The organism is Micromonospora sp. NPDC049366 (genome assembly GCF_044466625.1).
In the GTDB taxonomy this organism is placed as follows: domain Bacteria; phylum Actinomycetota; class Actinomycetes; order Mycobacteriales; family Micromonosporaceae; genus Micromonospora.
In genome coordinates this window covers 38279-61854 of sequence record NZ_JBITMV010000019.1, presented here as the reverse complement: position 1 = coordinate 61854, position 23576 = coordinate 38279, and the positions used below count along the sequence as shown (strand labels likewise).

23 protein-coding genes are annotated in these 23576 nt (G+C 74.7%); 9 read left to right on the top strand and 14 right to left on the bottom strand.

The genetic code is table 11. The annotated features are described in order from the left end of the window. The first annotated feature begins 77 nt into the window (after nucleotides 1-77). Nucleotides 78-968 carry a S1 family peptidase gene (locus tag ACIBTV_RS24870; protein ID WP_396708578.1) on the top strand — a complete coding sequence of 297 codons (891 nt, stop codon included), beginning with the start codon at nucleotides 78-80 and terminating at the stop codon, nucleotides 966-968. Nucleotides 969-995: 27 nt separating this feature from the next. Here ACIBTV_RS24870 and ACIBTV_RS24865 read toward each other — a convergent pair whose 3' ends face one another. The 5 genes from ACIBTV_RS24865 to ACIBTV_RS24845 all read right to left on the bottom strand — a co-directional run bounded on the left by ACIBTV_RS24865 (nucleotide 996) and on the right by ACIBTV_RS24845 (nucleotide 6555). Beyond that, the gene (locus ACIBTV_RS24865; RefSeq protein WP_396708576.1) at nucleotides 996-1571 is read right to left on the bottom strand and encodes a GNAT family N-acetyltransferase; all 576 of its coding nucleotides are present in this window, start codon (nucleotides 1569-1571) and stop codon (nucleotides 996-998) included. Then, nucleotides 1561-3624, bottom strand: a complete 2064-nt coding sequence (locus tag ACIBTV_RS24860) for a penicillin acylase family protein (protein WP_396708575.1) — start codon at nucleotides 3622-3624, stop codon at nucleotides 1561-1563. The genes ACIBTV_RS24865 and ACIBTV_RS24860 overlap by 11 nt, the downstream gene beginning before the upstream one ends. Next, nucleotides 3621-4409: an ABC transporter ATP-binding protein gene (locus tag ACIBTV_RS24855; protein WP_396708772.1), complete on the bottom strand. Its 789-nt coding sequence runs from the start codon at nucleotides 4407-4409 to the stop codon at nucleotides 3621-3623. Before ACIBTV_RS24855 ends, ACIBTV_RS24860 begins: the two co-directional genes overlap by 4 nt. A 62-nt stretch (nucleotides 4410-4471) precedes the next feature. Beyond that, the gene (locus ACIBTV_RS24850) at nucleotides 4472-5500 is read right to left on the bottom strand and encodes a FecCD family ABC transporter permease (RefSeq protein ID WP_396708573.1); all 1029 of its coding nucleotides are present in this window, start codon (nucleotides 5498-5500) and stop codon (nucleotides 4472-4474) included. After that, nucleotides 5497-6555, bottom strand: coding sequence for a FecCD family ABC transporter permease (locus ACIBTV_RS24845; protein WP_396708770.1), 1059 nt, complete (start codon nucleotides 6553-6555; stop codon nucleotides 5497-5499). Before ACIBTV_RS24845 ends, ACIBTV_RS24850 begins: the two co-directional genes overlap by 4 nt. Nucleotides 6556-6667: 112 nt before the next feature. On the opposite strand from ACIBTV_RS24845, the gene ACIBTV_RS24840 reads away from it, so the two are divergent. The 5 genes from ACIBTV_RS24840 (at nucleotide 6668) to ACIBTV_RS24820 (ending at nucleotide 13099) form a co-directional block, all read left to right on the top strand. Then, on the top strand, nucleotides 6668-7699 hold the full coding sequence (locus tag ACIBTV_RS24840; RefSeq protein ID WP_396708571.1) for an ABC transporter substrate-binding protein: 1032 nt from the start codon (nucleotides 6668-6670) through the stop codon (nucleotides 7697-7699). 109 nt (nucleotides 7700-7808) lie between these two features. Continuing rightward, nucleotides 7809-9344: a pyridoxal phosphate-dependent decarboxylase family protein gene (locus ACIBTV_RS24835; protein ID WP_396708570.1), complete on the top strand. Its 1536-nt coding sequence runs from the start codon at nucleotides 7809-7811 to the stop codon at nucleotides 9342-9344. A 34-nt stretch (nucleotides 9345-9378) separates the two neighbouring features. Then, nucleotides 9379-10671, top strand: a complete 1293-nt coding sequence (locus ACIBTV_RS24830; protein WP_396708568.1) for a lysine N(6)-hydroxylase/L-ornithine N(5)-oxygenase family protein — start codon at nucleotides 9379-9381, stop codon at nucleotides 10669-10671. Continuing rightward, entirely contained in the window at nucleotides 10668-11288 is a 621-nt protein-coding gene (locus ACIBTV_RS24825; RefSeq protein ID WP_396708567.1) for a GNAT family N-acetyltransferase, read from the top strand. The genes ACIBTV_RS24830 and ACIBTV_RS24825 overlap by 4 nt, the downstream gene beginning before the upstream one ends. After that, on the top strand, nucleotides 11285-13099 hold the full coding sequence (locus ACIBTV_RS24820; RefSeq protein ID WP_396708566.1) for an IucA/IucC family protein: 1815 nt from the start codon (nucleotides 11285-11287) through the stop codon (nucleotides 13097-13099). The genes ACIBTV_RS24825 and ACIBTV_RS24820 overlap by 4 nt, the downstream gene beginning before the upstream one ends. A gap of 9 nt (nucleotides 13100-13108) precedes the next feature. On the opposite strand, the gene ACIBTV_RS24815 is transcribed toward ACIBTV_RS24820, so the two are convergent. Both ACIBTV_RS24815 and ACIBTV_RS24810 read right to left on the bottom strand, forming a co-directional pair. Next, complete coding sequence (locus ACIBTV_RS24815; RefSeq protein ID WP_396708564.1) at nucleotides 13109-13594, bottom strand: GNAT family N-acetyltransferase; 486 nt, start codon at nucleotides 13592-13594, stop codon at nucleotides 13109-13111. A gap of 49 nt (nucleotides 13595-13643) precedes the next feature. Continuing rightward, nucleotides 13644-14648 carry a phosphotransferase gene (locus ACIBTV_RS24810; RefSeq protein ID WP_396708562.1) on the bottom strand — a complete coding sequence of 335 codons (1005 nt, stop codon included), beginning with the start codon at nucleotides 14646-14648 and terminating at the stop codon, nucleotides 13644-13646. Between the two features lie 132 nt (nucleotides 14649-14780). On the opposite strand from ACIBTV_RS24810, the gene ACIBTV_RS24805 reads away from it, so the two are divergent. After that, entirely contained in the window at nucleotides 14781-15173 is a 393-nt protein-coding gene (locus ACIBTV_RS24805; protein ID WP_396708560.1) for a hypothetical protein, read from the top strand. Further along, complete coding sequence (locus ACIBTV_RS24800) at nucleotides 15173-17677, top strand: DUF4132 domain-containing protein (protein ID WP_396708558.1); 2505 nt, start codon at nucleotides 15173-15175, stop codon at nucleotides 17675-17677. The genes ACIBTV_RS24805 and ACIBTV_RS24800 overlap by 1 nt, the downstream gene beginning before the upstream one ends. A 71-nt stretch (nucleotides 17678-17748) precedes the next feature. On the opposite strand, the gene ACIBTV_RS24795 is transcribed toward ACIBTV_RS24800, so the two are convergent. Next, on the bottom strand, nucleotides 17749-18534 hold the full coding sequence (locus ACIBTV_RS24795) for an RNA ligase family protein (protein ID WP_396708556.1): 786 nt from the start codon (nucleotides 18532-18534) through the stop codon (nucleotides 17749-17751). 203 nt (nucleotides 18535-18737) lie between these two features. Between ACIBTV_RS24795 and ACIBTV_RS24790 the strand changes: the two genes are divergently transcribed. Then, on the top strand, nucleotides 18738-19151 hold the full coding sequence (locus ACIBTV_RS24790) for a type II toxin-antitoxin system Phd/YefM family antitoxin (RefSeq protein ID WP_396708554.1): 414 nt from the start codon (nucleotides 18738-18740) through the stop codon (nucleotides 19149-19151). Between the two features lie 43 nt (nucleotides 19152-19194). Here ACIBTV_RS24790 and ACIBTV_RS24785 read toward each other — a convergent pair whose 3' ends face one another. The 6 genes from ACIBTV_RS24785 to smpB all read right to left on the bottom strand — a co-directional run bounded on the left by ACIBTV_RS24785 (nucleotide 19195) and on the right by smpB (nucleotide 23567). After that, on the bottom strand, nucleotides 19195-20262 hold the full coding sequence (locus tag ACIBTV_RS24785) for an ABC transporter ATP-binding protein (protein WP_396708552.1): 1068 nt from the start codon (nucleotides 20260-20262) through the stop codon (nucleotides 19195-19197). Then, nucleotides 20259-21098, bottom strand: a complete 840-nt coding sequence (locus ACIBTV_RS24780) for an ABC transporter permease (RefSeq protein ID WP_396708550.1) — start codon at nucleotides 21096-21098, stop codon at nucleotides 20259-20261. Before ACIBTV_RS24780 ends, ACIBTV_RS24785 begins: the two co-directional genes overlap by 4 nt. Continuing rightward, the gene (gene modA / locus ACIBTV_RS24775) at nucleotides 21095-21880 is read right to left on the bottom strand and encodes a molybdate ABC transporter substrate-binding protein (RefSeq protein ID WP_396708548.1); all 786 of its coding nucleotides are present in this window, start codon (nucleotides 21878-21880) and stop codon (nucleotides 21095-21097) included. Before modA ends, ACIBTV_RS24780 begins: the two co-directional genes overlap by 4 nt. Continuing rightward, the gene (locus ACIBTV_RS24770) at nucleotides 21877-22290 is read right to left on the bottom strand and encodes a molybdopterin-binding protein (protein WP_396708546.1); all 414 of its coding nucleotides are present in this window, start codon (nucleotides 22288-22290) and stop codon (nucleotides 21877-21879) included. The genes modA and ACIBTV_RS24770 overlap by 4 nt, the downstream gene beginning before the upstream one ends. Nucleotides 22291-22428: 138 nt before the next feature. Further along, nucleotides 22429-22821: an SCO5389 family protein gene (locus ACIBTV_RS24765; RefSeq protein WP_396708544.1), complete on the bottom strand. Its 393-nt coding sequence runs from the start codon at nucleotides 22819-22821 to the stop codon at nucleotides 22429-22431. Between the two features lie 254 nt (nucleotides 22822-23075). After that, nucleotides 23076-23567, bottom strand: a complete 492-nt coding sequence (smpB, locus tag ACIBTV_RS24760; protein ID WP_396708542.1) for an SsrA-binding protein SmpB — start codon at nucleotides 23565-23567, stop codon at nucleotides 23076-23078. Nucleotides 23568-23576 lie beyond the last annotated feature (9 nt).

Here is a 23576-nt window from a genome sequence, read left to right as displayed (position 1 = left end):
ACCGGCGGGGGTTGAACGGCGCGGCGGCGCGGCGGATGCTGAGGCATCGACCTTCACCGATTGAACCGGAGGACCGGATGCGCCGTCTCCCGCTCGTCGCCCTCGTGCTGGGCGCACTGCTGGTGGCCACTCCCGCCGCCGCACAGGCCCGCACCGACACCGCCGCCCGCACCGACACGACCGCCCGCGCCGACGCCGGACCCGATTCGGTCGCCGCGGCCGCGGCGCTGGCCGGGGTGCGTACCGTCGGCACCGCCTGGGGCCTCGACCCGGCCACCGGCCGGATGACCCTCACCGTCGACGACACCGTGAGCGCCCGCGACCTGGCCGCGCTGCGGGAGACCGCCGCCCGGGCCGGTGCCGTGCTGCGTCGCGAGTCGGGCCGACTGCGGACGCTCATCGCCGGCGGGCAGGCGATCTACGGCGGCGGCGGGCGCTGCTCGCTCGGCGCGAACGTCCGCAGCGGCACCACGTCCTACTTCGTCACCGCCGGCCACTGCACCACGCTCGGCGCCACCTGGTACGCCGACGGTGGACAGACGACCGTGCTCGGCAGCCGCACCGGCAGCAGCTTCCCCGGCAACGACTACGGCCTGGTGCGCTACACCGGCACGATCCCGCGCCCCAGCGCCGTCCACACCTACCCCGGTCAGCTGACCGTCACCGGCACCACCAACGCGACCATCGGCCTGGCGGTCTGCCGCAGCGGGTCCACCACGGGCGTGCGCTGCGGCACGGTGACGGCGCTGAACCAGACCGTCAACTACGCCCAGGGCTCGGTGTCCGGTCTGATCCGGACCAACATCTGCGCCGAGCCGGGCGACAGCGGGGGCCCGCTCTACGTCGCCTCGACCGGCCGGATCGTCGGCATCCTCTCCGGGGGCAGCGGCAACTGCACCAGCGGCGGCACCACCTACTACCAACCCATCCAGGAGATCCTCGCCGCGTACGGCGTGACCATCCCCTGACGGCAGGTGCCGGGCGCCCGGCCGGGGTCAGCGGTCCAGGAAGAGCAGTTGGGCGCGCTTCTCCGGCAGGTCGACCAGCGGCCCGGGCCGGAATCCGGTGCGGACGAACCGGGCGATGGCCCGCTCGTTTCGGGCGTCCGGGTCCACCACCAGCCGCCGCCGCCCCGGCTCGGCCCACACGAAGTCGAGCAGCGCGCCGAACAGCGTCCCGGTGAAGCCGGGCTCGACCGTCGTCGGCGGGCCGATCAGCAGGTGCAGGCCGAAGTCGCCGGGCCGGACCGGGTAGCGCTCGCCGACCGGGTCGGCCTCCGGCTCGTACGTCTGCAGCAGCGCCACCGGTCGCCCGTCGCGGTGCGCCAGGTAGGCGTGGTGGGTGTCCAGCGAGTCCAGGTACGCGTAGATCTCCCGGACCCGCTCCCGGCCGGCCTCCCGCATGCCCCAGAAACGGGCCCGCTCCTGGGTCACCCAGCCGTGCAGCAGGTCGGCGTCCCGGTCGGGGTCGACCGGTCGGACGGTGACCCGGCCGAACCCGGGCACGTCCCGGTCGTGGTGGTGCGGGCCGGTCGCGCCGCGCCCGACGGCGGTGCCGCGGTCAGTGGTCATCTCGCTCCTCGGTGAGCTGGTCCCAGTCGGTGGTCACCGGCAGCAGGTCGCCGGCCAGCCAGAACGGTGTCTGGTCCGCGTGGTGGGGATCGCCGGGCACCCCGGACGCGCCGAACGGCACCACCCAGCGGCTGCCCGCCCGGTCGGCGAGGTCCCAGACGAAGCGCGCCGCGGGGCCGCGCAGGCAGCCGTGGGTGACGCCGGGAACGCTGGACGTGGCGAGGACGCAGTCGTGGTCGCCCGCGAGCCGCGGTGCCGGGCCGGCGTGCGGGTGCGGCCACGCCTGCCACGGGGTGAGCCGGTGCAGCTCACCCCAGGGCGGCGGCCCGCCCCGGGTGGCCTCGTCGGCCGCCACCTCGCCCAGGGCGGCGCGCAGCAGCGCGTCCACGTCGGCGGCGGGGAGCAGCGGGGTGGCCAGCAGCGCGGGCACGGCGTACGCGACCCGGGGCACCAGGGCGAGCCAGGGCTGGAAGACCTCGGGGTGCGGCGGCGGGTCGGTGAGCGGCGCCAGCACCGGGTGCGCGGCGAACCGGCGTACGACGGCCGCGCGGACCAGCGCGAACGCGGCGGCGTCGGTGCTGTCGGCCGCCATCCGCCGGTCCCAGCGCAGCAGCCGGTCGCGCAGCGCCCCGGCGGTCGGGTCGAGCCCGGTGAGCCCGGCCAGGCGGGCGAGCAGCGGCGCGGCCGAGCCGAGGTGGGTGTCGGTGTGCACGGCGGGCATCCGGTCGGCCGTCCACGTCGGCTCGGCGTCGAGCAGGTGCCCGATGCGGTCCGCCCGGTACGGCGGCGCGAACTCGACGCCCAGCGGCGCGGCCGGCCCACGCTCGTTCGCCATCACCGCCCGGCCGTCGACCTCCGCGCGGGGCATCGGCGCGTGCCAGCCCCGCCAGGCGTGCTCCGGCGCCCACGCCGGCACCACCCGCAGCCGGTTCGTCGGGTGCCGCACGGGCACCGCCCCGGTGACCCGGTGCAGCAGGCCGCCGGCGGTGTCGGCGGCCAGGAGCACGTTGACCGGTTCGACCCAGCGGTCGACGGCCGCCTCCACGTCGGCGACCGTACGGGCGCGCAGCAGCGCGGGTAGCGTGGCGAAGCCGAGTTCCCCCAGCACCCGCGGCGGGTAGCGCAGACTGAACGCCGTCCCCTCGTCGGGGCCGCCCGCGACGAGCGGACCGCGCGCCGTCTCGACGATTTCCACCTCGACCGGGTTCGCCCCGGCGACCTCGACGGTCTCCGTGTGGGTGTGGGCGGGACGCCAGCCGTCCGGGCCGTACGCCTCGACCCCGCCGTCGCGGCGACGCAGCCGCTCGGCGTACAGGTCCTGGTAGTCGGCCATCGCGTTGGTGATGGCCCAGGCCACCGGACCGGTGTGTCCGAAGTGGGCGACGCCCGGCACACCGGGGACCGCCAGGCCGACCACGTCGTACTCCGGGCAGGCCAACCGGATCTGCTGGTAGACGCCGGGGTCCTCGATGAAGCGGTGCGGGTCGCCGGCGAGCAGCGCGGCTCCGGTGGCGGTGCGCTCGCCGGTCAGCAACCAACCGTTGCTGCCGGCTGTGGTCGGCGGGTCGGCGGCGAAGAGGTCGGCGTGGGCCTCGCCGAGCCGCTGTGCGACGTGCTCCCGCCACAGCTTCGTCGGGAAGCCGGCGAAGAGGATGTGGTGGCCCAGCCACACCGCCAGCGGCGTCCACGGCTCCCACCGCCCCGGCTTCAGCCCCGCGGCGGCGAACTCGGGCGCCCGGGCCGCCCCGGCGGGCAGGCCCGCGTTGACGCCCGCCACGTAGGCGCGTACCCAGTCGGCCGTCTCCGCGTCCAGGGCGGCGTAGCAGCGTCGGGCGGTGTCCGCCAGCCGGGCCTGCCGGGCGAACCGGTCCCAGCCGACCTCACCGGCGCCGAGGAAGGACGCGCTGCTGCCGACGGCCCGGTGCCGTTCGACCTCCAGCTGCCACGCCCGGTCGTACGCGGTCACCCGACCCTGCGCGACCGCGAGCGCCCGGTGGTCGGTGGCGCGCAGGTGCGGGATGCCCCAGCGGTCCCGGAACAGGCGGGCGCTCACACCGGATTCGGCGCGAGGGCGCCGGCGCGGCGGCGGGCGGCCGGGACGACCAGCGGCGTGCCGGTCTCCGGGTCGTCGATGACCCGGCACGGCAGCCCGAAGACCTCCGCCACCAGGTCGGCGGTGACCACCTCGCCCGGGGGGCCGGCGGCGACCACCCGGCCGTCGCGCATCGCGATCAGGTGGGTGGCGTACCGGGCGGCGTGGTTCAGGTCGTGCAGCACGGCGACCAGCGTGCGGCCCTGCTCCTCGTGCAGGCGCGCGCAGAGGTCGAGGATCTCGATCTGGTGCGCGATGTCCAGGTAGGTGGTCGGCTCGTCGAGCAGCAGCAGCGGGGTCTGCTGGGCGAGGGCCATCGCGATCCACACCCGCTGCCGCTGGCCGCCGGAGAGCTCGTCCACCGGGCGGTCCGCGAGGTCCGCCACCCCGGTCGCCGCCATCGACTCGTCGACCACCCGTTCGTCCTCGCGTGACCACTGCCGCAGCAGCCCCTGGTGCGGATACCGTCCGCGCGCCACCAGTTCGGCGACGGTGATGCCGTCCGGCGCGATGGAGGACTGCGGCAGCAGGCCCAGGGTGCGGGCCACCTGACGGGCCGGGCGGCGGTGGATGTCCTGCCCGTCCAACAGGACCGCGCCGGCGCTCGGCCGCAGCATCCGGGCCAGCGCGCGCAGCAGCGTCGACTTGCCGCACGCGTTCGGGCCGATGACCACGGTGAACGACCGGTCCGGGACGGCGACGGTCAGGTCCTCGGCGATGGTGCGCCGGTCGTAGGCCAGGGTCATGCCGGTGCCGCTCAACCGCGCCGGGCCGGTCTCCATGGGTGCTCCGTTCTCCTCGCGGGCGGTCATATGCGCCCGGCCCGACGTTCCATCGCCAGCAGCCACACCAGGTACGCCCCACCGATCGCGCCGGTGACCGCGCCGACCGGCAGTTGCTGCCCGGGGAAGCCGCGCTGCGCCAGCAGGTCGGCGCCGACCAGCAGGGCGGCGCCCACGCACATCGCGGGCAGCAGGTTCGGGCCGGGCGCCCGGGTGAGCCGCCGCGCCACGTGCGGCGCGGTCAGCGCCACGAACGACACCGGACCGGCGGTCGCCGCGGCCACGGCGACCAGCAGCACGGCGGCGCTCAGCAGCACCAGGCGCAGCCGCTGGACCGGGACGCCGAGGGCGCTCGCGGTGTCGTCGCCCAGCTCCATCATGCGCAGCGCCGGACCGCAGCCGAGCAGCACCACCGGCGTCGCGACCGCCAGCACGACCAGCAGCGGCACCGCCTCGGACCAGCCGCGCCCGTCGAGGCTGCCGGTGAGCCAGAGCATGGCGCGGGCCGCGTCCATCAGGGGTGCCCGGGTGAGCAGGTATCCGTTGACGCCGGTGAGGATCGCGGAGACGCCGATGCCGACCAGGACGAGGCGGTAGCCGTGCACGCCGTTGCGCCAGGCGATGCCGTAGATGAGCAGGCCGGTGGCGAGCCCACTGGCCACCGCCGCGCCGGAGAGGGCGAGGCTGCTGCCGCCGAGCACCACCACGACGAGCGCGCCGGTCGCCGCGCCCTGCGTGAAGCCGAGCACGTCGGGGCTGCCCAGCGGGTTGCGGACCAGGGACTGGAAGACCGCGCCGGCCAGCGCCAGCGCGGCGCCGACCAGCAGGGCGGTGACCAGCCGCGGCAGCCGCAGCTCCTGGACGATGAACTCCTCGGCCGGGGTGCCGCCGCCGGTGAGGGTGCGCAGCACGTCGGCCGGGGACATCGGGTAGTCGCCGCCGGCCACGGCCAGGACGCCCAGCCCGGCGGCGAGCAGGGCGGCGCCGACGCCGACGGCCAGCGCGCGGGGACGGAACCGCAGGGAGACGCCGCCCGGCGTCCGCAGCACGGTCACGGTCGGGCCACCCTGCGCCGGGCCACCAGCCAGAGGAAGAGCGGCCCGCCGAGCACGGCGGTGACCATCCCCACCTGAAGCTCGCCGGGTCGGCCGAGCACCCGGCCGAGCACGTCGGCGCCGAGCAGCAGCACCGGCGCGAGCACCGCGCAGTAGGGCAGCAGCCAGCGCAGGTCCGGGCCGGTCAGGGCGCGCACCAGGTGCGGCACGAGCAGCCCGACGAAGACGATCGGCCCGCACGCGGCGGTGCTGGCCCCGCAGAGCAGGGTGACGGCCAGGATGACGGCCGCGCGAATCAGCGCCGGGCGGGCCCCGAGCGCCCGGGCCGCGTCGTCGCCGAGGGCGAGGGCGTTCAGCGGGCGCGCGGTGGCCAACGCGACCAGCAGGCCGGCGGCCAGGAACGGCAGCACCCGGACGACCGTCGCGGCGTCGGCGGTGGCGAGCGAGCCCACCGTCCAGAAGCGCAGCCGGTCCAGCGAGGCCGCGTCGAGCAGCATCACCGCGCTGACGTACGAGTAGAGCGTGGCGTTCAGGGCCGCGCCGGCGAGAGCCAGTCGGGCCGGGGTGGCGCCGCGCCCGCCGCCGACGGCGTAGACGAGCGCGGTGACCGCCGCCGCGCCGAGCAGGGCGAACCACACGTAGCCCGACAGGGCGGTCACGCCGAGGATCGCGGCGCTGGCCACGGCGGCGGAGGCACCCGCGTTGATGCCGAGCAGCCCCGGATCCGCGAGGGGGTTGCGGGTCAGGGCCTGCATCACCGAGCCGGCCACGCCGAGGGCCGCCCCGGCGAGGAGCCCGAGCAGGGTCCGGGGCAGCCGCATCTGGTGCACCACCGCGTACTCGGCGGAGCCGGGGTCGAGCAGGCCCGACCGGACGTCGGCGAGCGGAAGCTGTTTCGCGCCCACCGCGATGCTGAGCACGGCGACGACGACGAGCAGGAGCAGGGCGGCGACCAGCCCGACGGCTCGCACGGTGGTGCGGCCCCGCCGGGGCGGTGCGGGCGCGGATGGCGCCTCGACACGGTCACCGAGAGGCGGCGACTGGGTGACGGACAGTGTGGGCTCCGAGGTGGGGAAACGCCGTACGGGCTTGACAGCTAATTAGGTTAGGTTAACCTAACCGCGCTGTCCAATGGTCGCACCGACCCTGACCGAAAAGACGTTCATCATGCGTGATCCCGTGACCGCCCGTCGCCTCTCCCGCCGCAGTCTCCTGGCCGGTGGGGCCGCCACCCTGGCCGCCCTGATGGCCGGTTGTGGAGGCGGTGACGACGCTGCCACGCCGACCGGTACCGGCAGCGGCGGACCCTGGTCGTTCGCCGACGACCGCAACGAGAAGGTCTCCGCCGGCGCCCGGCCCACCCGGATCGTGGCCTTCACCGGCACCGCCGCCGCCCTGGTCGACTTCGGACTCGACAAGCAGATCGTCGGCGTTTTCGGCGAGACGAAGCGGGCCGACGGCACGGTCGACCCGCAGGCCGGCGACCTCGACGTGGAGAACGTGGAGATCCTCGGCAACGTCTGGGGCGAGTTCAGCATCGAGAAGTACGCGGCGCTGCGCCCCGAACTGCTGGTCACCCACATGTACGACCCGGGCGCCCTCTGGTACGTGCCGGACGAGAGCAAGAACAAGATCCTCCCGCTCGCGCCGAGCGTCGCGATCACCACGGCCCGGGTGCCGATGACCAAGCCGATCGAGCGGTACGCGCAGCTCGCCGAGTCGCTCGGCGCCGACCTCTCGGCCAAGAAGGTCACCGACGCGAAGGCCCGCTTCGAGGCGGCCGCCCAGCAGGTCCGCGACGCGGTGAAGGCGAACCCCGGCATCAAGGTGATGGCCTCCTCCGGCAGCCCCGACCTGTTCTACGTCTCCAACCCGAAGGTCAGCACCGACCTCATGTACTTCGCCGAGCTCGGCGTCGACATCGTGGTGCCCACCAAGCTGGAGAACGGCGACTACTTCGAGGCGCTGAGCTGGGAGAACGCCGGCAAGTTCCCGGCCGACCTGATCCTGCTCGACAACCGCAGCACCGCCCTGCAGCCCAAGGACCTCGCCGCCCGGCCCACCTGGGCGCAGCTGCCCGCGGTGAAGGCCAACCAGGTCACGCCGTGGGACGCGGTGCCGCGCTTCTCGTACGCCGGCGCCGCCCCGCTGCTGGAGAACCTCGCCGCCGCCATCCGCGCCGCGAAGAAGGTCAGCTGACCGCCTGACGGCACCCCGTTCCGCCCCGCCGGTCCTGCCGCCGTGAGACACCGGCGGCGGGTTCCGGCTGCCCGACATCCGTCCGCAACCGCGCGTGGAGGACCTGCCCATGACCCTGCCGGGACACACCGCCGAGACCGTTCCCGCCCCGACCGGATCGCCCGCCCGGGCCCACCTGCTGCACCCGGGCACCCTCGCCCGCTATCGCGCGGCGCTCGCCGACGGCGTCGACCGGATCGCCCGCCGCGTCGCCACCGCCGACCGTCCGTTCACCGGCATCTCCCCGGACGCGCTCGCCCCGCGGGTCGCCGGCATCGACCTGGACCGGCCGCTCGGTGACGCCGGCGCCGCCCTCGACGAACTGGAGGACGTCTACCTCCGCGACGCGGTGTGGTTCCACCACCCCCGCTACCTGGCCCACCTGAACTGCCCGGTGGTGATCCCGGCGCTGCTCGGCGAGGCCGTGCTCACCGCCGTCAACTCCTCGATGGACACCTGGGACCAGAGCGCCGGGGCGACGCTGGTGGAGCGGCACCTGATCGACTGGACGGCGGCGCGGATCGGCTTCGGCGCGGACGCCGACGGGATCTTCACCAGCGGCGGCAGCCAGTCCAACCTCCAGGCGCTGCTGTTGGCCCGGGAGGAGGCGTGCCAGGTGGCGCCGACCGTCGACGCGCGACGCGACCTGCTGCCCCGGCTGCGCGTCCTCACCTCGGCGGCCGGACACTTCAGCGTGCAGAAGTCGGCCAAGCTCCTCGGTCTCGCACCCGACGCGGTCGTGACCGTCGAGACCGACGCGCAGCGGCGGATGGTGCCGGCCGCCGTCCGGCGGGAGATCACCCGGCTGCGCGACGAGGGCTTGACGGTGATGGCCGTGGTCGCCACCGCCGGCACCACCGACTTCGGCTCCATCGACCCGCTTCCCGAGCTGGCGGCCGTGACCGGGGCGGCCGGGGTGTGGCTGCACGTCGACGCGGCGTACGGCTGCGGTCTGCTCGTCTCACCGACCCGCCGGCACCTGCTCGACGGCGTCGAGCGGGCCGACTCGGTGACCGTCGACTACCACAAGTCCTTCTTCCAGCCGGTCAGCTCCAGCGCCCTGGTGGTGCGCGACCGGCGGGTGCTGCGCCACGCCACCTACCACGCCGACTACCTGAACCCGGCCCGGATGGTCGAGCGGCGCATCCCCAACCAGGTCGACAAGAGCCTCCAGACCACCCGCCGATTCGACGCCCTCAAGCTCTGGCTGACCCTGCGGGTCATGGGCCCCGACGGGATCGGCGCGCTCTTCGACGAGGTGGTCGACCGGGCGGCCGGCGCGTGGGAGCTGATCAGCGAGGACCCCCGGTTCGAGGTGGTGACCCGCTCGCCGCTCAGCACCGTCGTGTTCCGCTACCTGCCCACCGGCCCCGGGCGGGACCTCGCCGACGCCGCGAACCTGTACGCCCGGGAGGCACTGGCCGCGTCCGGCGCCGCGCTGGTCGCCGGCACCACCGTGGACGGCCGGCACTTCCTCAAGTTCACCCTGCTCAACCCGGAGACCACTCTGGACGACGTCGGGCACGTGCTTGACCTGCTCGCCGAGCACGCCGGCCGGCACGTGCGCGAGCGGACCGCTACCGACCTCGCCTGCCAGGTCGGCTGACCCGGTGAACCCGACGCCGCACCCGGAGGGTCCGATGTCCACCCACGACTTCGTCGCCATCGGTCTCGGCCCGTACAACCTGGGCCTGGCCTGCCTCACCGCACCGATCAGCGAGCTGGACGGGGTGTTCCTGGAGTCCCGCCCGGGCGTCGACTGGCACCCCGGCATGCTCCTGGAATCGGCCCGGCTGCAGACCCCGTTCCTGGCCGACCTGGTCACCCTCGCCGACCCCACCTCGCCCTTCTCCTTCCTCAACTTCCTGAAGGAGACCGGGCGGCTCTACCCGTTCTACATCCGGGAGAGCTTCTACCCGCTGCGCAACGAGTACAGCGCCTACTGCCGCTGGGCCGCCGCGAAGCTGCCCAACCTGCGGTTCGGCCACGAGGTCACCCGGGTGGAGTACGACGACACCGACCAGCGCTACGTCGTGCGCGCCCGGGTCGGCGACGAGACGGTGACCTACCGGGCCCGGCACCTGGTGCTCGGCACCGGCACCCCGCCGCACGTGCCGCCGGCCTGCGCGGGGCTGGCCGGCGACGCGGTGCACAACTCCGTCTACCTGGAGCACCGGGCGGCCCTGCGGACCAAGCGGAGCATCACCGTGGTCGGCAGCGGGCAGAGCGCGGCCGAGATCTACCACGACCTGCTCGCCGACATCGACACGTACGGCTACCAGCTCACCTGGGTCACCCGCTCGCCGCGCTTCTTCCCCCTCGAATACACCAAGCTCACCCTGGAGATGACCTCACCGGACTACGTGGACTACTTCCACGCCCTGCCGGAGGAGACCCGCTACCGGCTGGAGGCCGAGCAGAAGGGGCTGTTCAAGGGGATCAGCGCCGACCTCGTCGACGGCATCTTCGACCTGCTGTACGAGCGCAGCGTCGACGGGCCGGTGAACACCCGGCTGCTCACCAACACCGAGCTGACCAGCGCGGCACACGACCCGGCCACCGGCACGTACGCGCTGGGCCTGCGCCACGTGGAGCAGGACCGGGAGTTCGGCCTGCGGACCGAGGGGCTGGTCCTCGCGACCGGCTACCGCTACCGGGTCCCCGGGTTCCTCGAACCGGTGCGGGACCGGATCCGCTGGGACGCCCACGGCCGCTTCGACGTGGCCCGCAACTACAGCATCGACCACACCGGCCGGGGGATCTTCCTCCAGAACGCCGGCACCCACACCCACAGCATCACCTCGCCCGACCTCGGCATGGGCCCGTACCGCAACTCCTGGATCATCCGGGAGCTGCTCGGCCGGGAGCACTACCCGATCGAGAAGAGCATCGCGTTCCAGGAGTTCGGGGCGCCGGCGGGGATGGCGTCATGACCGTGTTCACCCGCGTCGACGACCGGCTCGGCGCGTTCGCCCTACGCCCGCTCGACCCGGAGGCCGACGCCCCGCTGCTGCACCGCTGGGTCACCCATCCGAAGGCGGCGTTCTGGCTGATGCAGGACGCCGACGTGGCCGAGGTGACGCGGGAGTACCGACGCATCGCCGAGCACCCGCACCACGACGCGTTCCTCGGGCTGCACCGGGGCCGCCCGGCCTTCCTGGCCGAGCGCTACGACCCCGCGCACGTCGAGCTCGTCGGCCTCCACGACGCCCGCCCCGGCGACGTGGGCATGCACTTCCTCTGCGCGCCCGCCGACGCACCCGAGCACGGCTTCACCCGCGCGGTGATCACCACCGTCATGGCGTGGCTGTTCGTGGACCCGGCGACGCGGCGGGTGGTGGTCGAGCCGGACGTCCGCAACACGGCCGTCCACGCGCTCAACGCCGCGGTCGGCTTCGAGGTCGTCGGCACCGTCGCCAAGCCGGAGAAGGACGCCCTGCTGAGCATCTGCACCCGAGCCCGGTTCCTGGCCGCCACGGGCGCCGCCCTCGTGCCGGACACCGCTGCCACCCCGGAGACCGCACCCACCCCCGAAGGAGCTTCCGCGTGACCGCCGACCTCGCCGCCCACCTCACCCCGGCGCGCTGGGACCGGGCCAACCGGCTGCTGGTCCGCAAGGCGCTCGCCGAGTTCACCCACGAGCGGCTGATCACGCCGCAGCCGGCCGACCCGCCCGCCGACGCCATCACCGGCGGCGACCGCCGGTGGTACACGGTGCGCGGCGACGACGGCACGGTCACCTACCGGTTCGCCGCCCGGGTGTACGCCCTGGAGCACTGGTGGATCGACGCCGACAGCATCGAGCGTCGACGCGTCGACGCCGACCTGCCGCTCGACGCGGTCGACCTCATCCTCGACCTGCGCGAGACGCTCGGGCTGACCGCCGCCGTGCTCCCGGTCTACCTGGAGGAGATCACCTCCACCCTCGCCGGTATCGCGTACAAGCTGGACCGACCGCCGGTGTCCGCGGCGGAGCTGGCCGCGGCCGACTTCCAGACCATCGAGACGTCGATGACCGAGGGACACCCATGTTTCGTGGCCAACAACGGCCGCCTCGGCTTCGGCCTGGACGAGTACCACCGGTACGCCCCCGAGGCGGCCCGCCCGGTCCGCCTCGTCTGGCTGGCCGCCCACCGCGACCATGCGGCGTTCAGCGGCGCCGCCGACCTCGACTACGACACCCTGGTCCGCGGGGAGCTCGGTGCGCAGACCCTGGCCCGGTTCGCCGACACCATGTCCGGGCTCGGCCTCGACCTGGCCGACTACCTGCTGATCCCGGTCCACCCGTGGCAGTGGTGGAACAAGCTGTCGGTCACCTTCGCCGGTGAGGTCGCCCGGCGCCGGCTGGTGCACCTCGGCCCCGGCCCCGACGAGCACCTCGCCCAGCAGTCCGTCCGCACCTTCTTCAACGTCACCGAGCCGGGCCGGCACTACGTCAAGACCGCGCTGTCGGTGCTCAACATGGGCTTCCTGCGTGGCCTGTCCGCCGCGTACATGGCGGCCACCCCGGCCATCAACGACTGGCTCGCCGGGCTGATCGCCGCCGACGAGACCTTCAAGGCCACCGGACTCACCGTCATCCGGGAGCGGGCCGCCGTCGGCTACCGCCACCGGCAGTACGAGGACGCCACCGACCGGTACTCCCCGTACCGCAAGATGCTGGCCGCGCTGTGGCGGGAGAGCCCCGTCCCCGGCCTGGAGCCCGGCCGACGCCTGGCCACCATGGCGGCGTTGCTGCACACCGACGTCGACGGCGGCTCGTTCGCCGCCGCCCTCATCGCGCGCTCCGGGCTGACGCCGGTGCGGTGGCTGCGCCGCTACCTGGACGCCTACCTGACGCCGCTGCTGCACGCGTTCTACGCGTACGACCTGGCGTTCATGCCGCACGGCGAGAACGTCATCCTGGTCCTCGACGAACGCGACACCGTCGAACGGGTGATCTTCAAGGACATCGCCGAGGAGATCGTGGTGATGAGCGCCGACCGGCCGCTGCCACCGCAGGTCGAGAGGGTCCGGGCCGACGTCCCGGAGGAGATGAAGCTGCTCGCCGTCTTCACCGACGTCGTGGACTGCTTCCTGCGCCACCTGGCGGCGATCCTGGTCGAGGCCGGGGTGCTCACCGAGGATGACTTCTGGGGCACCGCCGCCGCCTGCGCGGCGGACTACCTGGACGGGGTGCCGGAGCTCGCCGAGCGGACCCGACGCTACGACCTGTTCGCCCCGGAGTTCGCGCTCTCCTGCCTCAACCGGTTGCAGCTGCGCAACAACCAGCAGATGGTCGACCTCGCGGACCCGTCGGCGGCGCTGCAACTGGTCGGCACCCTCGACAACCCCCTCGCCCGGTACGCGCCGAGGCGGTGAGGGGTCGGCTCAGAACTCCTGGTACATGACGTGCAGGCCGACCCGGCCGAGGGTCGGGTGGCGGAACGCGCCGGGGACCGTGCCGACGACGGTGAAGCCCGCCCGCCGGTACAGGTCCACCGCCGCCCGGTTCGTCTCGACCACCGCGTTGAACTGCATCCCCGCGTAACCCTGCCGCCGCGCCCAGGACAGCGCGTCCCGGCACAGCGCGGTGCCGACGCCGCGGCCGCGCGCGTCCGGAGCCACCATGAAGCTGGCCGTGGAGACGTGTGAGCCGGGACCGGGACGGTTCGTGCCCATCTTGGCGGTGCCGACCACCCGTCCGTCGTCGACCGCCACCACCGTCCGCCCCGGTGGCGCCTCCACCCACAGGTCGTAGCCGGCCTCGGCGGTCAGCGCCGGGTCGTAGGTGAAGGTCTCCCGCGCGCGGACCACCGGCTCGACGATCGACCACACCTGGTCCCAGTCCCGCGCCACGAACTCCCGAATCCGCACCCGGCGATGCTAGGAACGCCGGGTGCGGACGGCAACCGGGTTCCGCCGGTCACCCGGCGAGCGCGGTGAGCTCCGCGTCGAGCACCGTCGCCAGCCAGGCGTGCCGCTGCGGATGGGTCTGCGGGGTCATGCCCCGGCTGGGCATCTCCACGGTCATCAGCAGGTAGAGGTGCAGCCGGTAGAGGCTCAGCCGTCGGCGGGCGGCCGCGTCCAGGTGCAACGGCGCCGCGTCCCGGTAGCCGCGCAGCGTCGGATGGTCGGCCTCGTCCTCGGCGCGGCGCCCCAGCACCGGGGAGACCAGGTCCATCAGCGGATCGCCGTACAGGTAGCGCTCCCCGTCGACCAGGCCCGTCAACCGCAGTCGGCCGTCCGCGGCGGGAGCGGCGAGGACGTTGCCGTCCCAGAGGTCGAAGTGCAGCAACGCCGGACGGCGTACGACGTCCAGCGCCGCCTCGTGTCGCCGGACCAGCGCCCGGAGCCGGTGCGGCGGGACCGGCGGCCGCACCGCCCAGTCGGCCGCGTCGGCGAGCAGCTCCTCCACCATCGCCGCGAACGCCTCCGACCACGTCGACCCGGACGCGCGGTCACCCTCGTAGCCGAAGCGGTCGCCGGTCACCTCGTGCAGCGCGGCGAGGGCCACCCCGAGATCGTGTCGCGCCGCGCCGTCGTCGGCGCCGTCGGCGGCGAGGTCCGCCAGGGAGCGGCCGGGCAGCAGGCCGGTGACCAGCCATTCGCCGTACGCCGGGTCGACGCCGTGGTGCAGCACCGGCGGGACCGGCACCCGTGGCGCGCGTGCGGCCACCAGCCGGAAGTAGTGGTCCTCGGCCGCGCAGAGGCCGCGCTCGTAACGCAGCAGCCTGGCCTCCCGCGTCGGGGCGACCTTCAGCACCACCCGGCGGCCGTCGTCGAGGCGGGCCCACCACACCGTCGCGAAACCGCCACCGCCGAGGGGCCCGCAGTCGGCCAACCCCGGCGTCGGCCCGAACGAGGCGCGGATCAGCCGGGCGACGTCATCCGGGGCGACGGTGCGCTGGGTCGGGCTGGGCGCGGTCACCGGTCACCGCCCGGTGTCGGCCGGCGCAGCATCAGGTCCACGGCGGCAAGGCTAGTACGTCGCGGCCCCGCGCGTGGCCCTCCATCATGGACGATGCGATCCTGTCGGTGGCCGTCCCTAGACTCCCGCGCCATGGTGATGGTGAGTTTCGTCGACGAGACCACCGCCGGCTCCCGGGCCGACGCGTGGCATCTGGAGATCTTCGAGGAGCGGCTGCCGCTGCGGGAGCTGATCCGCCGCCGGGTCTTCCAGGAGGTGGCCGAGTACAACGCCCGGCAGCCCGAGGTGTTCCGCGGTCTCGTGCAGCCCGGCGACGCCGAGCGGACGCTCAACGGCTACCGCCTGCGCACACCCCGGCGGGTCGACGCCGAGGAGCAGTTCCGCCGCGCGGTCGAGGCGTTCGGCCGCAACGGGTTCGTGGTGCTCGTCGACGACCGGCAGGTCGACCAGCTCGACGCCGAGGTGCAGTTGCGGTCCGGCACCGAGGTCTGCTTCCTCAAGCTCGTCCCGCTGGTGGGTGGCTGATGCCCGCCACGTCGCTCTACCCGGAGCGGGTCGCCGCCGTGCGCCGGTACGCCGCGGACGACGACCTCACCGGCCTCGTCACGGAGCTGGCCGAGATCGCCCGACTCAACGGCGGCCACTGGGGCCACGACGGCCGCAGGGTCACCGACGTGCTCGACGCGCTGCCCGAGCAGCGACGCGCCCGGCTGGCCACCGCCCTGGTCGAGCGGCTGGAGGCGGACGACCCGGCCGACGACGCGGGGGCGTTGACCGCGCTGGTGACGATCATCGTCCGGCACCTGGGCGCGGACGTCCCCCTCGCCGAGACGCGGCGCCTGCTCGACCACGCGGCCCGGCAGTGGACGTGGTGGCCGCCCGAGCAGCTCGCGATGCTCAGCCGGATCGTCCACCAGGCCGACGGCGCTCTGCCCGGCCCGCTCGTCGGGTCGCTGCGCCGCACGGTGCTGACCGGCTACCAGACCAGCGGGCCGCTGCACGACCTCGTCCGGGTGCTGCACGAGCCGCTGCTCAACCCGGGTGAGGCGTGGGCCGACCAGCTGCTGGCGGAGCTGCCGGACCTCGGCGCCGGGTGGGCCGAGCTGGTGGGGCACGCGCTGACCGCGACCGCCGCCCGGCCCACCGCCCGGTGGGAGCGGCGGGCCGGCGCGCTGCTGGACCACGTCGGCGCACCGGCCTACCGCGCCGCCGCCCTGGGCTGGCTGGCGCTGGTCGGCCGCCCTCGCACCGCGCCGGTCGCGGCGACCTACCACCCCTACGATGTCGCCCAGGCGTACGACCCGTTCAACGCGATCGCCCTGCGCGGCCTGATCTGGCTGCTCGCCGTGGCGACCCCCGCCGACGCCGACGCCGACAGCGCACGCGTGCTGGGCCGGATCGTGGAGACCTCCCTGCGCAAGGTCGCCGGCCTGGGCCCCCGCAACCCGAAGGTCGCCAACGCGGCGGTGTACGCGCTGGCCCGACTCGGCGGCGAACACGCCCTCGCGCAGCTCGCCCGGCTGACCGCGCGGGTCACCTACAAGGGCACGCTCAAGGAGCTGAACGCCGCGCTGGACCGGCGGGCGGAGGCCCTCGGCCTGTCCCGCGCCGAGGTCGAGGAGCTGGCCGTGCCCACGTACGGCCTGACCGCCGTGGGGCACCGGACCGAGACGTTCGGGGACGCCACCGCCGAGCTGGTGGTGGACGGCAGTGCGGTGGCCCTGCGCTGGCGCAACGCCGCCGGCCGTCCCGTGCGGACGGTGCCGGCGGCGGTCCGCCGCGAGCACCCGGAGGAGCTTCGGGAGCTCAAGGCCGCCGCCAAGGACGTCGAGAAGATGCTCTCCGCGCAGGCGGAGCGGCTGGACCGGCAGTTCCTCGCCCAGCGCCGCTGGCGCTTCGACGCCTGGCGGGGACGCTACCTGGACCACCCCCTGGTCGGCACGCTCGGGCGGCGGCTGATCTGGCAGGTCGACGGCGTGGCGTGCGGCTGGGCCGACGGTGCCCTGCGCACGGTGGACGACGCGCCGCTCGGCCCGGCGGACGGCGCGACGGTGACCCTGTGGCATCCGATCGGGCACGACGTCGCGGAGGTGCTGGCCTGGCGCGAGTGGCTGGAGCGGCACGCCGTGGTGCAGCCGTTCAAGCAGGCGCACCGCGAGGTCTACGTGCTGACCGCCGCGGAGGAGCGCACCGGCGTCTACTCCAACCGGTTCGCCGCGCACGTGCTGCGCCAGCACCAGTTCCACGCCCTGGCCGCGGTGCGGGGCTGGCGCAACCGGCTGCGGCTGATGGTCGACGACACCTACCCGCCGGCCACCAGGGAGCTGCCCGAGTGGGGCCTGCGGGCCGAATACTGGGTGGAGGGCGCCGGCGACGAGTACGAGGTGGACACCACCGAGTCCGGCGCCTACCTGCGTCTGGTGACCGACCAGGTCCGTTTCTACCCGGTGCGCGCGCCGGAGAACACCGCGCACGCCGGTGGTGGCGGCTACGAGCAGTGGATCGGCCCGGGCGGTGATCCGGTCGCCCCGCTGGCCCTGGACCAGATCCCGCCGCTGGTGTTCAGCGAGGTGATGCGCGACGTCGACCTCTTCGTCGGGGTGGCCAGCGTCGGCAACGACCCGACCTGGCAGGACGGCGGGCCGGCCGGCCGATACCGGGAGTACTGGGAGTCGTACGGTTTCGGCGAGCTGTCCGCCACCGCCGAGACCCGGCGGGAGCTGCTGGGCCGGCTCGTTCCCCGGCTGGCCGTCGCCGACCGGTGCCGGGTGGAGGGGCGGTTCCTCACCGTCCGGGGCGACCTGCGCGGCTACCGCATCCACCTGGGGTCGGGGAACATCCTGATGACCCCGAACGACGAATACCTGTGCATCGTGCCGCAGCAGTCGGTGGCCGCCGGGACCGGTGACGTCTTCCTCCCGTTCGAGGGCGACCGCATGCTCGGCGTCATCCTCAGCAAGGCGCTGATGCTCGCCCGGGACACGGAGATCACCGACCCGACGATCCTGTCCCAGCTGCGCCGGCGTTGACCCGGCCCCGCCCTGGCGGGCGGGGCCGAGCCCGGGTCGGTGGTCCGGTCGGGCCACCGACCCGGCGTGGTTCAGCGGCGGGCGGCCCGGCGTCTCAGGGTGCGCTCGTAGTCCTGGAACCGGGCCTTCGCGATCACCGACCGGTCCGCCGACCGGAGCACGATCCCCTCGGACGGGCCGGCGGGGCCGTCGAGCGCGACCAGGGTGCGCGGTGCGCGGTCGGCGAGGTAGGCGGACATCTTCTCGACCTCGCGGGGCAGGTCGGCGGCGGCGACGGTGTCCAGCCGGGGCGCCGGCGCCAGGCCGAGGGCCGTGGCCCGGCTCAGCAGGTCGTCCTCGGGGAGGAAGCGCTGGCCGCCGCCGTCGCGCCAGGCCGCGATCCGCTCGGCGGGCCAGCCGAGCAGCGTCGCCGGGTCGTCGAGCTCCGCCACGTCGAAGAGCCGGTGACCCACCTGCCGGCTGCCGGTGTAGTTCCGCGACGCGCCGGTCACCTTCCCGCCGTACACCTCCAGGTAGTAGACGGTGATGCGCTCGTCCTCCGCGACGCGCGTCAGGGTCTCGGCCACCGGACGCAGCGCGTCGACGATGCCGAGCGCCGGGTTGCCGATGAGGTCACCCCGCGCGTACAGGAGCTCCTCCCGACTTCCGATGAGGTACGACCCGTCGGGCAGCACGACGATCCGGCCGTTCGTCCCGTCGACCTTCTCGGTGAGGGTGACCGGCCCGGTGAACTCGACGCACTCCTCCCGCAGTCCGCCGTTGCGTGGATCGAGGCTGTGGTAGGTCGGGATGGACGGGTACTTGGTCATCGAGTTGATCGCCTTGAGGTCGACCGTCCGGAGGTCGATGCGGGACACGGCACTCCTCGTCGCCGAAGGGTCGTCGGTGCCCGTCCGGGCACCGACATCGGGCGGGCAGCGTAACCCGGCGGAGCGGGAACGCCCGCCCGAATTCCGATCGTCCCCTGTGGGGCTTCGGCGCCCGGATCGCCGGCACCGGGCGGGGCCCCGCCCGGTGCCGGCCGGCGGATTCTGTCGTACCCGGCGGGCAGCATCCATCCATGGCTGTCCCCGCGTTGCCCCCTCGATCCGACCAGCCACGCGCCCTGCCCCTGCGTGAGGTGCGCTCCCGGCTGACCCAGCTCGTCGCGCTGGCCGAGGCCACCGACACCGTCACCGTCGTCACCCGCGACGGTGACCCGCGACCGGTGGCGGCGATCGTGCCGGCCGCCGCCGCCCGCACCCTGGCCCAGAGCCGGGCCGACGCCGACCGGCTCGCCACCGTCACCGCCGGCTGGGCCCGCCGACTCGACGAGCTGCACCGGCAGCGCGGCCGCCGGCACGCCGCCGAGCTGCGGGCGGTCCGCGCCGCGCTCGCCGAGGCGTGGGCCGAGCTCGACCGGCGGGCCCTGCCGGGCGGCGACGCACCGCTGGCCCGGCTTCGGGCCGCTCACGCCGACCTGCTCGCCGACTGATCGTCCGGCCCGTCGCCCGCCGCCCGCCGTGTGCCGCGGCGGGTCAGCCGGTGGCCGGGTAGGCGTGCGTCTCGGCCGCCTTCACCGCCGCCCACACGCGTCGACCGGGCGCGAGGCGCAGCTGGGCCGCCGCGGCCGGAGTGACGTCCGCGGCGACCACGATCGGCCCGTCGAGCCGCACCCGCAGATAGTCGCCGTGCCGTTGGATGCCCCCGACGGTCGCCGGCCAGGTGTTGCGCGGGCTGCCGTCCGGTCGACCGGGATACACCGCCACCGCGGCCGGGCGGAACGCCACGAAGGCGTCCCCGTCGACCCGGTCGGCGACGGTGAGGGTCAGCTCGTCGGCGACGCGCACCTGGTCCCCGCTGGCCCGGCCGCGGTGCAGGTTCAGCCCGACGAGCCGGGCCACGTAGTCGGTGCGCGGACGGGCCGTCACGCTCGCGCCGTCGCCCTCCTGCACCACCCGGCCGCCCTCCACGATGATCAGCCGGTCGGCGAGCGCGACCGCGTCGAGCGGGTCGTGCGTGACCAGCAACGTCGCGCCCGGGTGGGCGGCGAGGTGACCGTGCAGCTCCGCGCGGGTCTCGGCTCTGGTGCGGGCGTCCAGCGCGGCGAGCGGCTCGTCCAGCAGCAGCAGGGACGGGGTCACCGCGAGCGCGCGGGCCAGCGCGACCCGCTGCGCCTGGCCGCCGGAGAGTTGGCGCGGCCGGCGGTGCGCCTGGCCGCCCAGCCCGACCCGGTCCAGCCAGCGCCGGGCGGTGTCCCGCGCGGCGCGCCGGTCGGCGCCGTGCCGCCGGGGCCCGAAGGCCACGTTGTCCAGCGCGGTGAGGTGCGGAAAGAGCAGGTAGTCCTGGAAGACGACGCCGACCCGGCGCCGCTCGGTCGGCACCCACGCGCCGTGCGCCGGTCGGTCCAGGTCCGTCCCGTCGAGGGTGACGTGCCCGTCGGTGAGCGGTTGCAGGCCGGCGAGGGCCCGCAGCGCGGTGGTCTTGCCGGCGCCGTTGGGCCCGAGCAGCGCGACCACCTCTCCGGCGGCGACCCGCAGCGGCACGTCCAACCGGAACGAGCCGCGGTCGACCACGAGCCGGGCGTCGAGCAGCGGGCCGGTCACGGGGCGGTGATCCAGCGGTCGCGCAGCGCGGCGAGGATGGTGACCGAGACGGTGAGCAGCACGAGGCTGAGCACGATGGCGGCCTCGACGTCGGTCTCCAGCGCCAGGTAGACGGCGAGCGGCATCGTCTGGGTCCGGCCCGGGTAGTTCCCGGCGAAGGTGATGGTGGCACCGAACTCGCCCAGCGCCCGCGCCCAGCAGAGCACCGCGCCGGCGGCCAGGCCCGGCCCGACCAGCGGCAGCGTCACGTGTGTGAACGTGGTCCAGCGGCTCGCGCCGAGGGTCGCGGCCGCCTCCTCGTAGCGGGGGTCGGCGGCGCGCAGCGCCCCCTCGACCGCGATGACGAGGAACGGCATCGCCACGAACGCCTCCGCGAGCACCACCCCGGCGGTGGTGAACGGCAGGGTGATCCCGAACGTCGCGTCCAGCCAGCCGCCGAGCAGCCCGCGGCGGCCGAAGACCAGCAGCAGGGCCACTCCGCCGACGACCGGTGGCAGCACCAGCGGCACGGTCACCAGGGCGCGGACGAGGCGCCGGCCGCGGAACTCGACGCGGGCCAGCAGCCAGGCCAGCGGCACCCCGAGCAGCAGGCAGAGCAGGGTGGCGAGGGTCGCCGTCTGCAGGGACAGTCGCAGCGCGGTCAGCATGCCCGGTTCGGTGAGCCGTTGCGGCAGGGTGGACCAGGGCGCCCGGACGAGCAGGCCGGCGAGTGGCAGGACCAGGAAGAGCAGGCCCAGCCCGGCCGGGAGCAGCAGCGCCAGCGGCGGAGCCGGGCGCCGCGACGGCGTACGCCGACGGGACGGCGCGGTGGGCGGTGCGTCGGTGGTCGCGGTCACGGGGACTGGAAGCCGGCCTGGGTGAGCACGGCCCGCCCGGCGTCGGAGCGGACGTGGTCGACGAACGCGCGACCGCCGGCCGGGTTCGAGGCGTCCTTGAGCACCGCGATCGGGTAGTCGTTGACGGCCCGGGCCGACTCGGGGAACTCGATCCCCGTGACGTCCGCGGCCGCGGCCCGCGCGTCGGTGCGGTAGACCAGCGCGGCGTCGACCTCGCCCAGGCGCACCTTGGCGAGGGCGCCCCTGACGTCCTGTTCGAGGGTGACCGGCGTCAGCGTCACCCCGGCCGCGTCGAGCGCGGTGCGGGCGGCGCCGCCGCAGGGCACCTGGGGGGCGCAGAGCGCCACCGTGACGCCGGGGCGGGTGAGGTCGGCCAGCCCGCCGACGCCCTTCGGGTTCTCCTTCGCGACGGCGATGACGAGCTGGTTGCGGACGAAGGTGGTCGGTGCGCCGTCGGCGTTGCCGGCCCCGGTGACCGTCGCCATGGTGGCCGGGGCGGCCGAGGCGAAGACGTCCGCCGGTGCGCCCTGGTTGATCTGGGTGGCCAGGGCGGAGCTGCCGGCGAAGTTGAACACGACGATGGTGCCCGGGTGGGCGGCCTCGAAGTCGTGGCCGATCCGGGTGAACGACTCGGTCAGCGACGCGGCGGCGAAGACGGTCACCGTGCCGGTGCCGGCGGACCCGCCGGCCCCGCCGCCGTCCCCGCCGTCGCCGCAGCCGGCGAGCGACAGGGCCAGGGTGAGGGCCGCCGCGAGGGCCCCTCGGGCCCGGGCCGTCCTCATGCGTCCACCCGCTCGCGGGCGCCGGGTCGCTCCACCACCACCGTCGTCGATTTGATCACCGCGACGGCGATCGACCCGACCCGCAGGTCCAGGTCGTCGACGGCCTCCCGGCTCATCAGCGAGACGATCCGGAACGGCCCGGCCTGGATGTCGACCTGGGCCATCACGGTGTCCTTCACGACGTTGACCACGATGCCCCGCAGCCGGTTGCGGGCCGAGGACGAGTCGGCGCCCGCCTCGGGGTCGGCGCCCTGACTGCGGGCGAACGCGGCCAGGTCGACCCCGTCGACGATGCGGTGCCCGTGCGCGTCGCGACCGGCCGGCAACCGGCCGGCGTCGATCCAGCGGCGCACCGTGTCCGTGCTGACGCCGAGCAGGTCGGCGGCCTCTCCGATCCGGAACGCTCCCACGCGGTCACGATAGCGCCCGCAGGTGCGAGGCAGAAGAGGCTAGTCGGCGCGCGTTCACGATGGCTTAGCCGTCGGCGAGCCCGCAACTGCGGCCGGCCGGCCGCCGGAGTGCGGGCGCTCCGGCGGCCGGCCGTGCCGTCAGCAGTTGCGCAGCTCGGGGGACTGGTTGAGCAGTTGGCCGCGGGGCGAGACGAACGCGCGGTACGCGGGGGAGTCGACCGCGGTCGTCCGGAACGCGGCCACCCGGTGACAGTTCTGGAAGGCCAGGCGTACGCCGAAGTGCCGCTCCAAGCCGCCGCGGATGGCGTCGCTGGCCATTGCGCGCAGCAGTTGGCCGCGCTCGGCGTCGGTCGTCGGCGGCTCCACGTTGTCAGCGTGGTGGCCGCCGGTGGCCTCCAGTTCGGCGACCACCCGGCTCACGGTCTGCCAGGCGTACGGCAGGGAGTCGCGGACGCAGGCGACGAAGTCGGCGTCGTCGACGGGTCCGCGTTCGGCGGCGTCGAGCAGCGAGGGCGGGACGGTGAGGGACATGCGATCCTCCAGTCAGTAACGAAAACCGTTGTCATTACGGTCTGCAGGTGAGCACACCACGTGGCCCGGGCCGGGTCAACAGGGTGCCGGCGTGCCGGCCGCGGACACGCCGACGGCCGCCCCCACCGTCCTGACGGTGCGGGGCGTGACGGTGCGGGGCGGGAGCCGTTAACGGCAGGGGGGTGGCGGCGCTGGTGCGGGCGCCGGATCAGCCGCGGCGCGGGCGGCGGCTCAGCCGCGGCGCGGGTGGCGGCTCAGCCCCGGCGCGGGTGGCCCTTGAGGTGACGCCCCATCTCCCGGGCGATCTCCCGGTTCGCGTCCCGCTCGGCGAGAACCTGCCGCTTGTCGTACGAGCGGCGCCCCCGGGCCAGCGCGAGCTCCACCTTCGCCCAGCCGTTCTCGAAGTACATCGACAGCGGCACGAGCGTGACACCACCCTCACGCGTCTTCGCGAGGATCCGATCGATCTCCGCCCGGTGCAGCAGCAGCTTGCGGGTCCGCCGCGGCTGGTGGTTGGTCCAGGTGCCGTAGGCGTACTCGGCGATGTGCAGGCCGTACAGCAGGATCTCGCCGTCGCGCTCCTGGGCGAACGCGTCGACCAGCGACGCTCGGCCCTCCCGCAGCGACTTGACCTCGGTGCCCATCAGCGCGATCCCGGCCTCGTACGTCTTGAGCACCGTGTAGTCGTGCCGCGCCCGCTTGTTCGAGGCGATCAGCCGGCGCTCGGGCTGCCTGGAGGCGTTCACCTGGCCGAG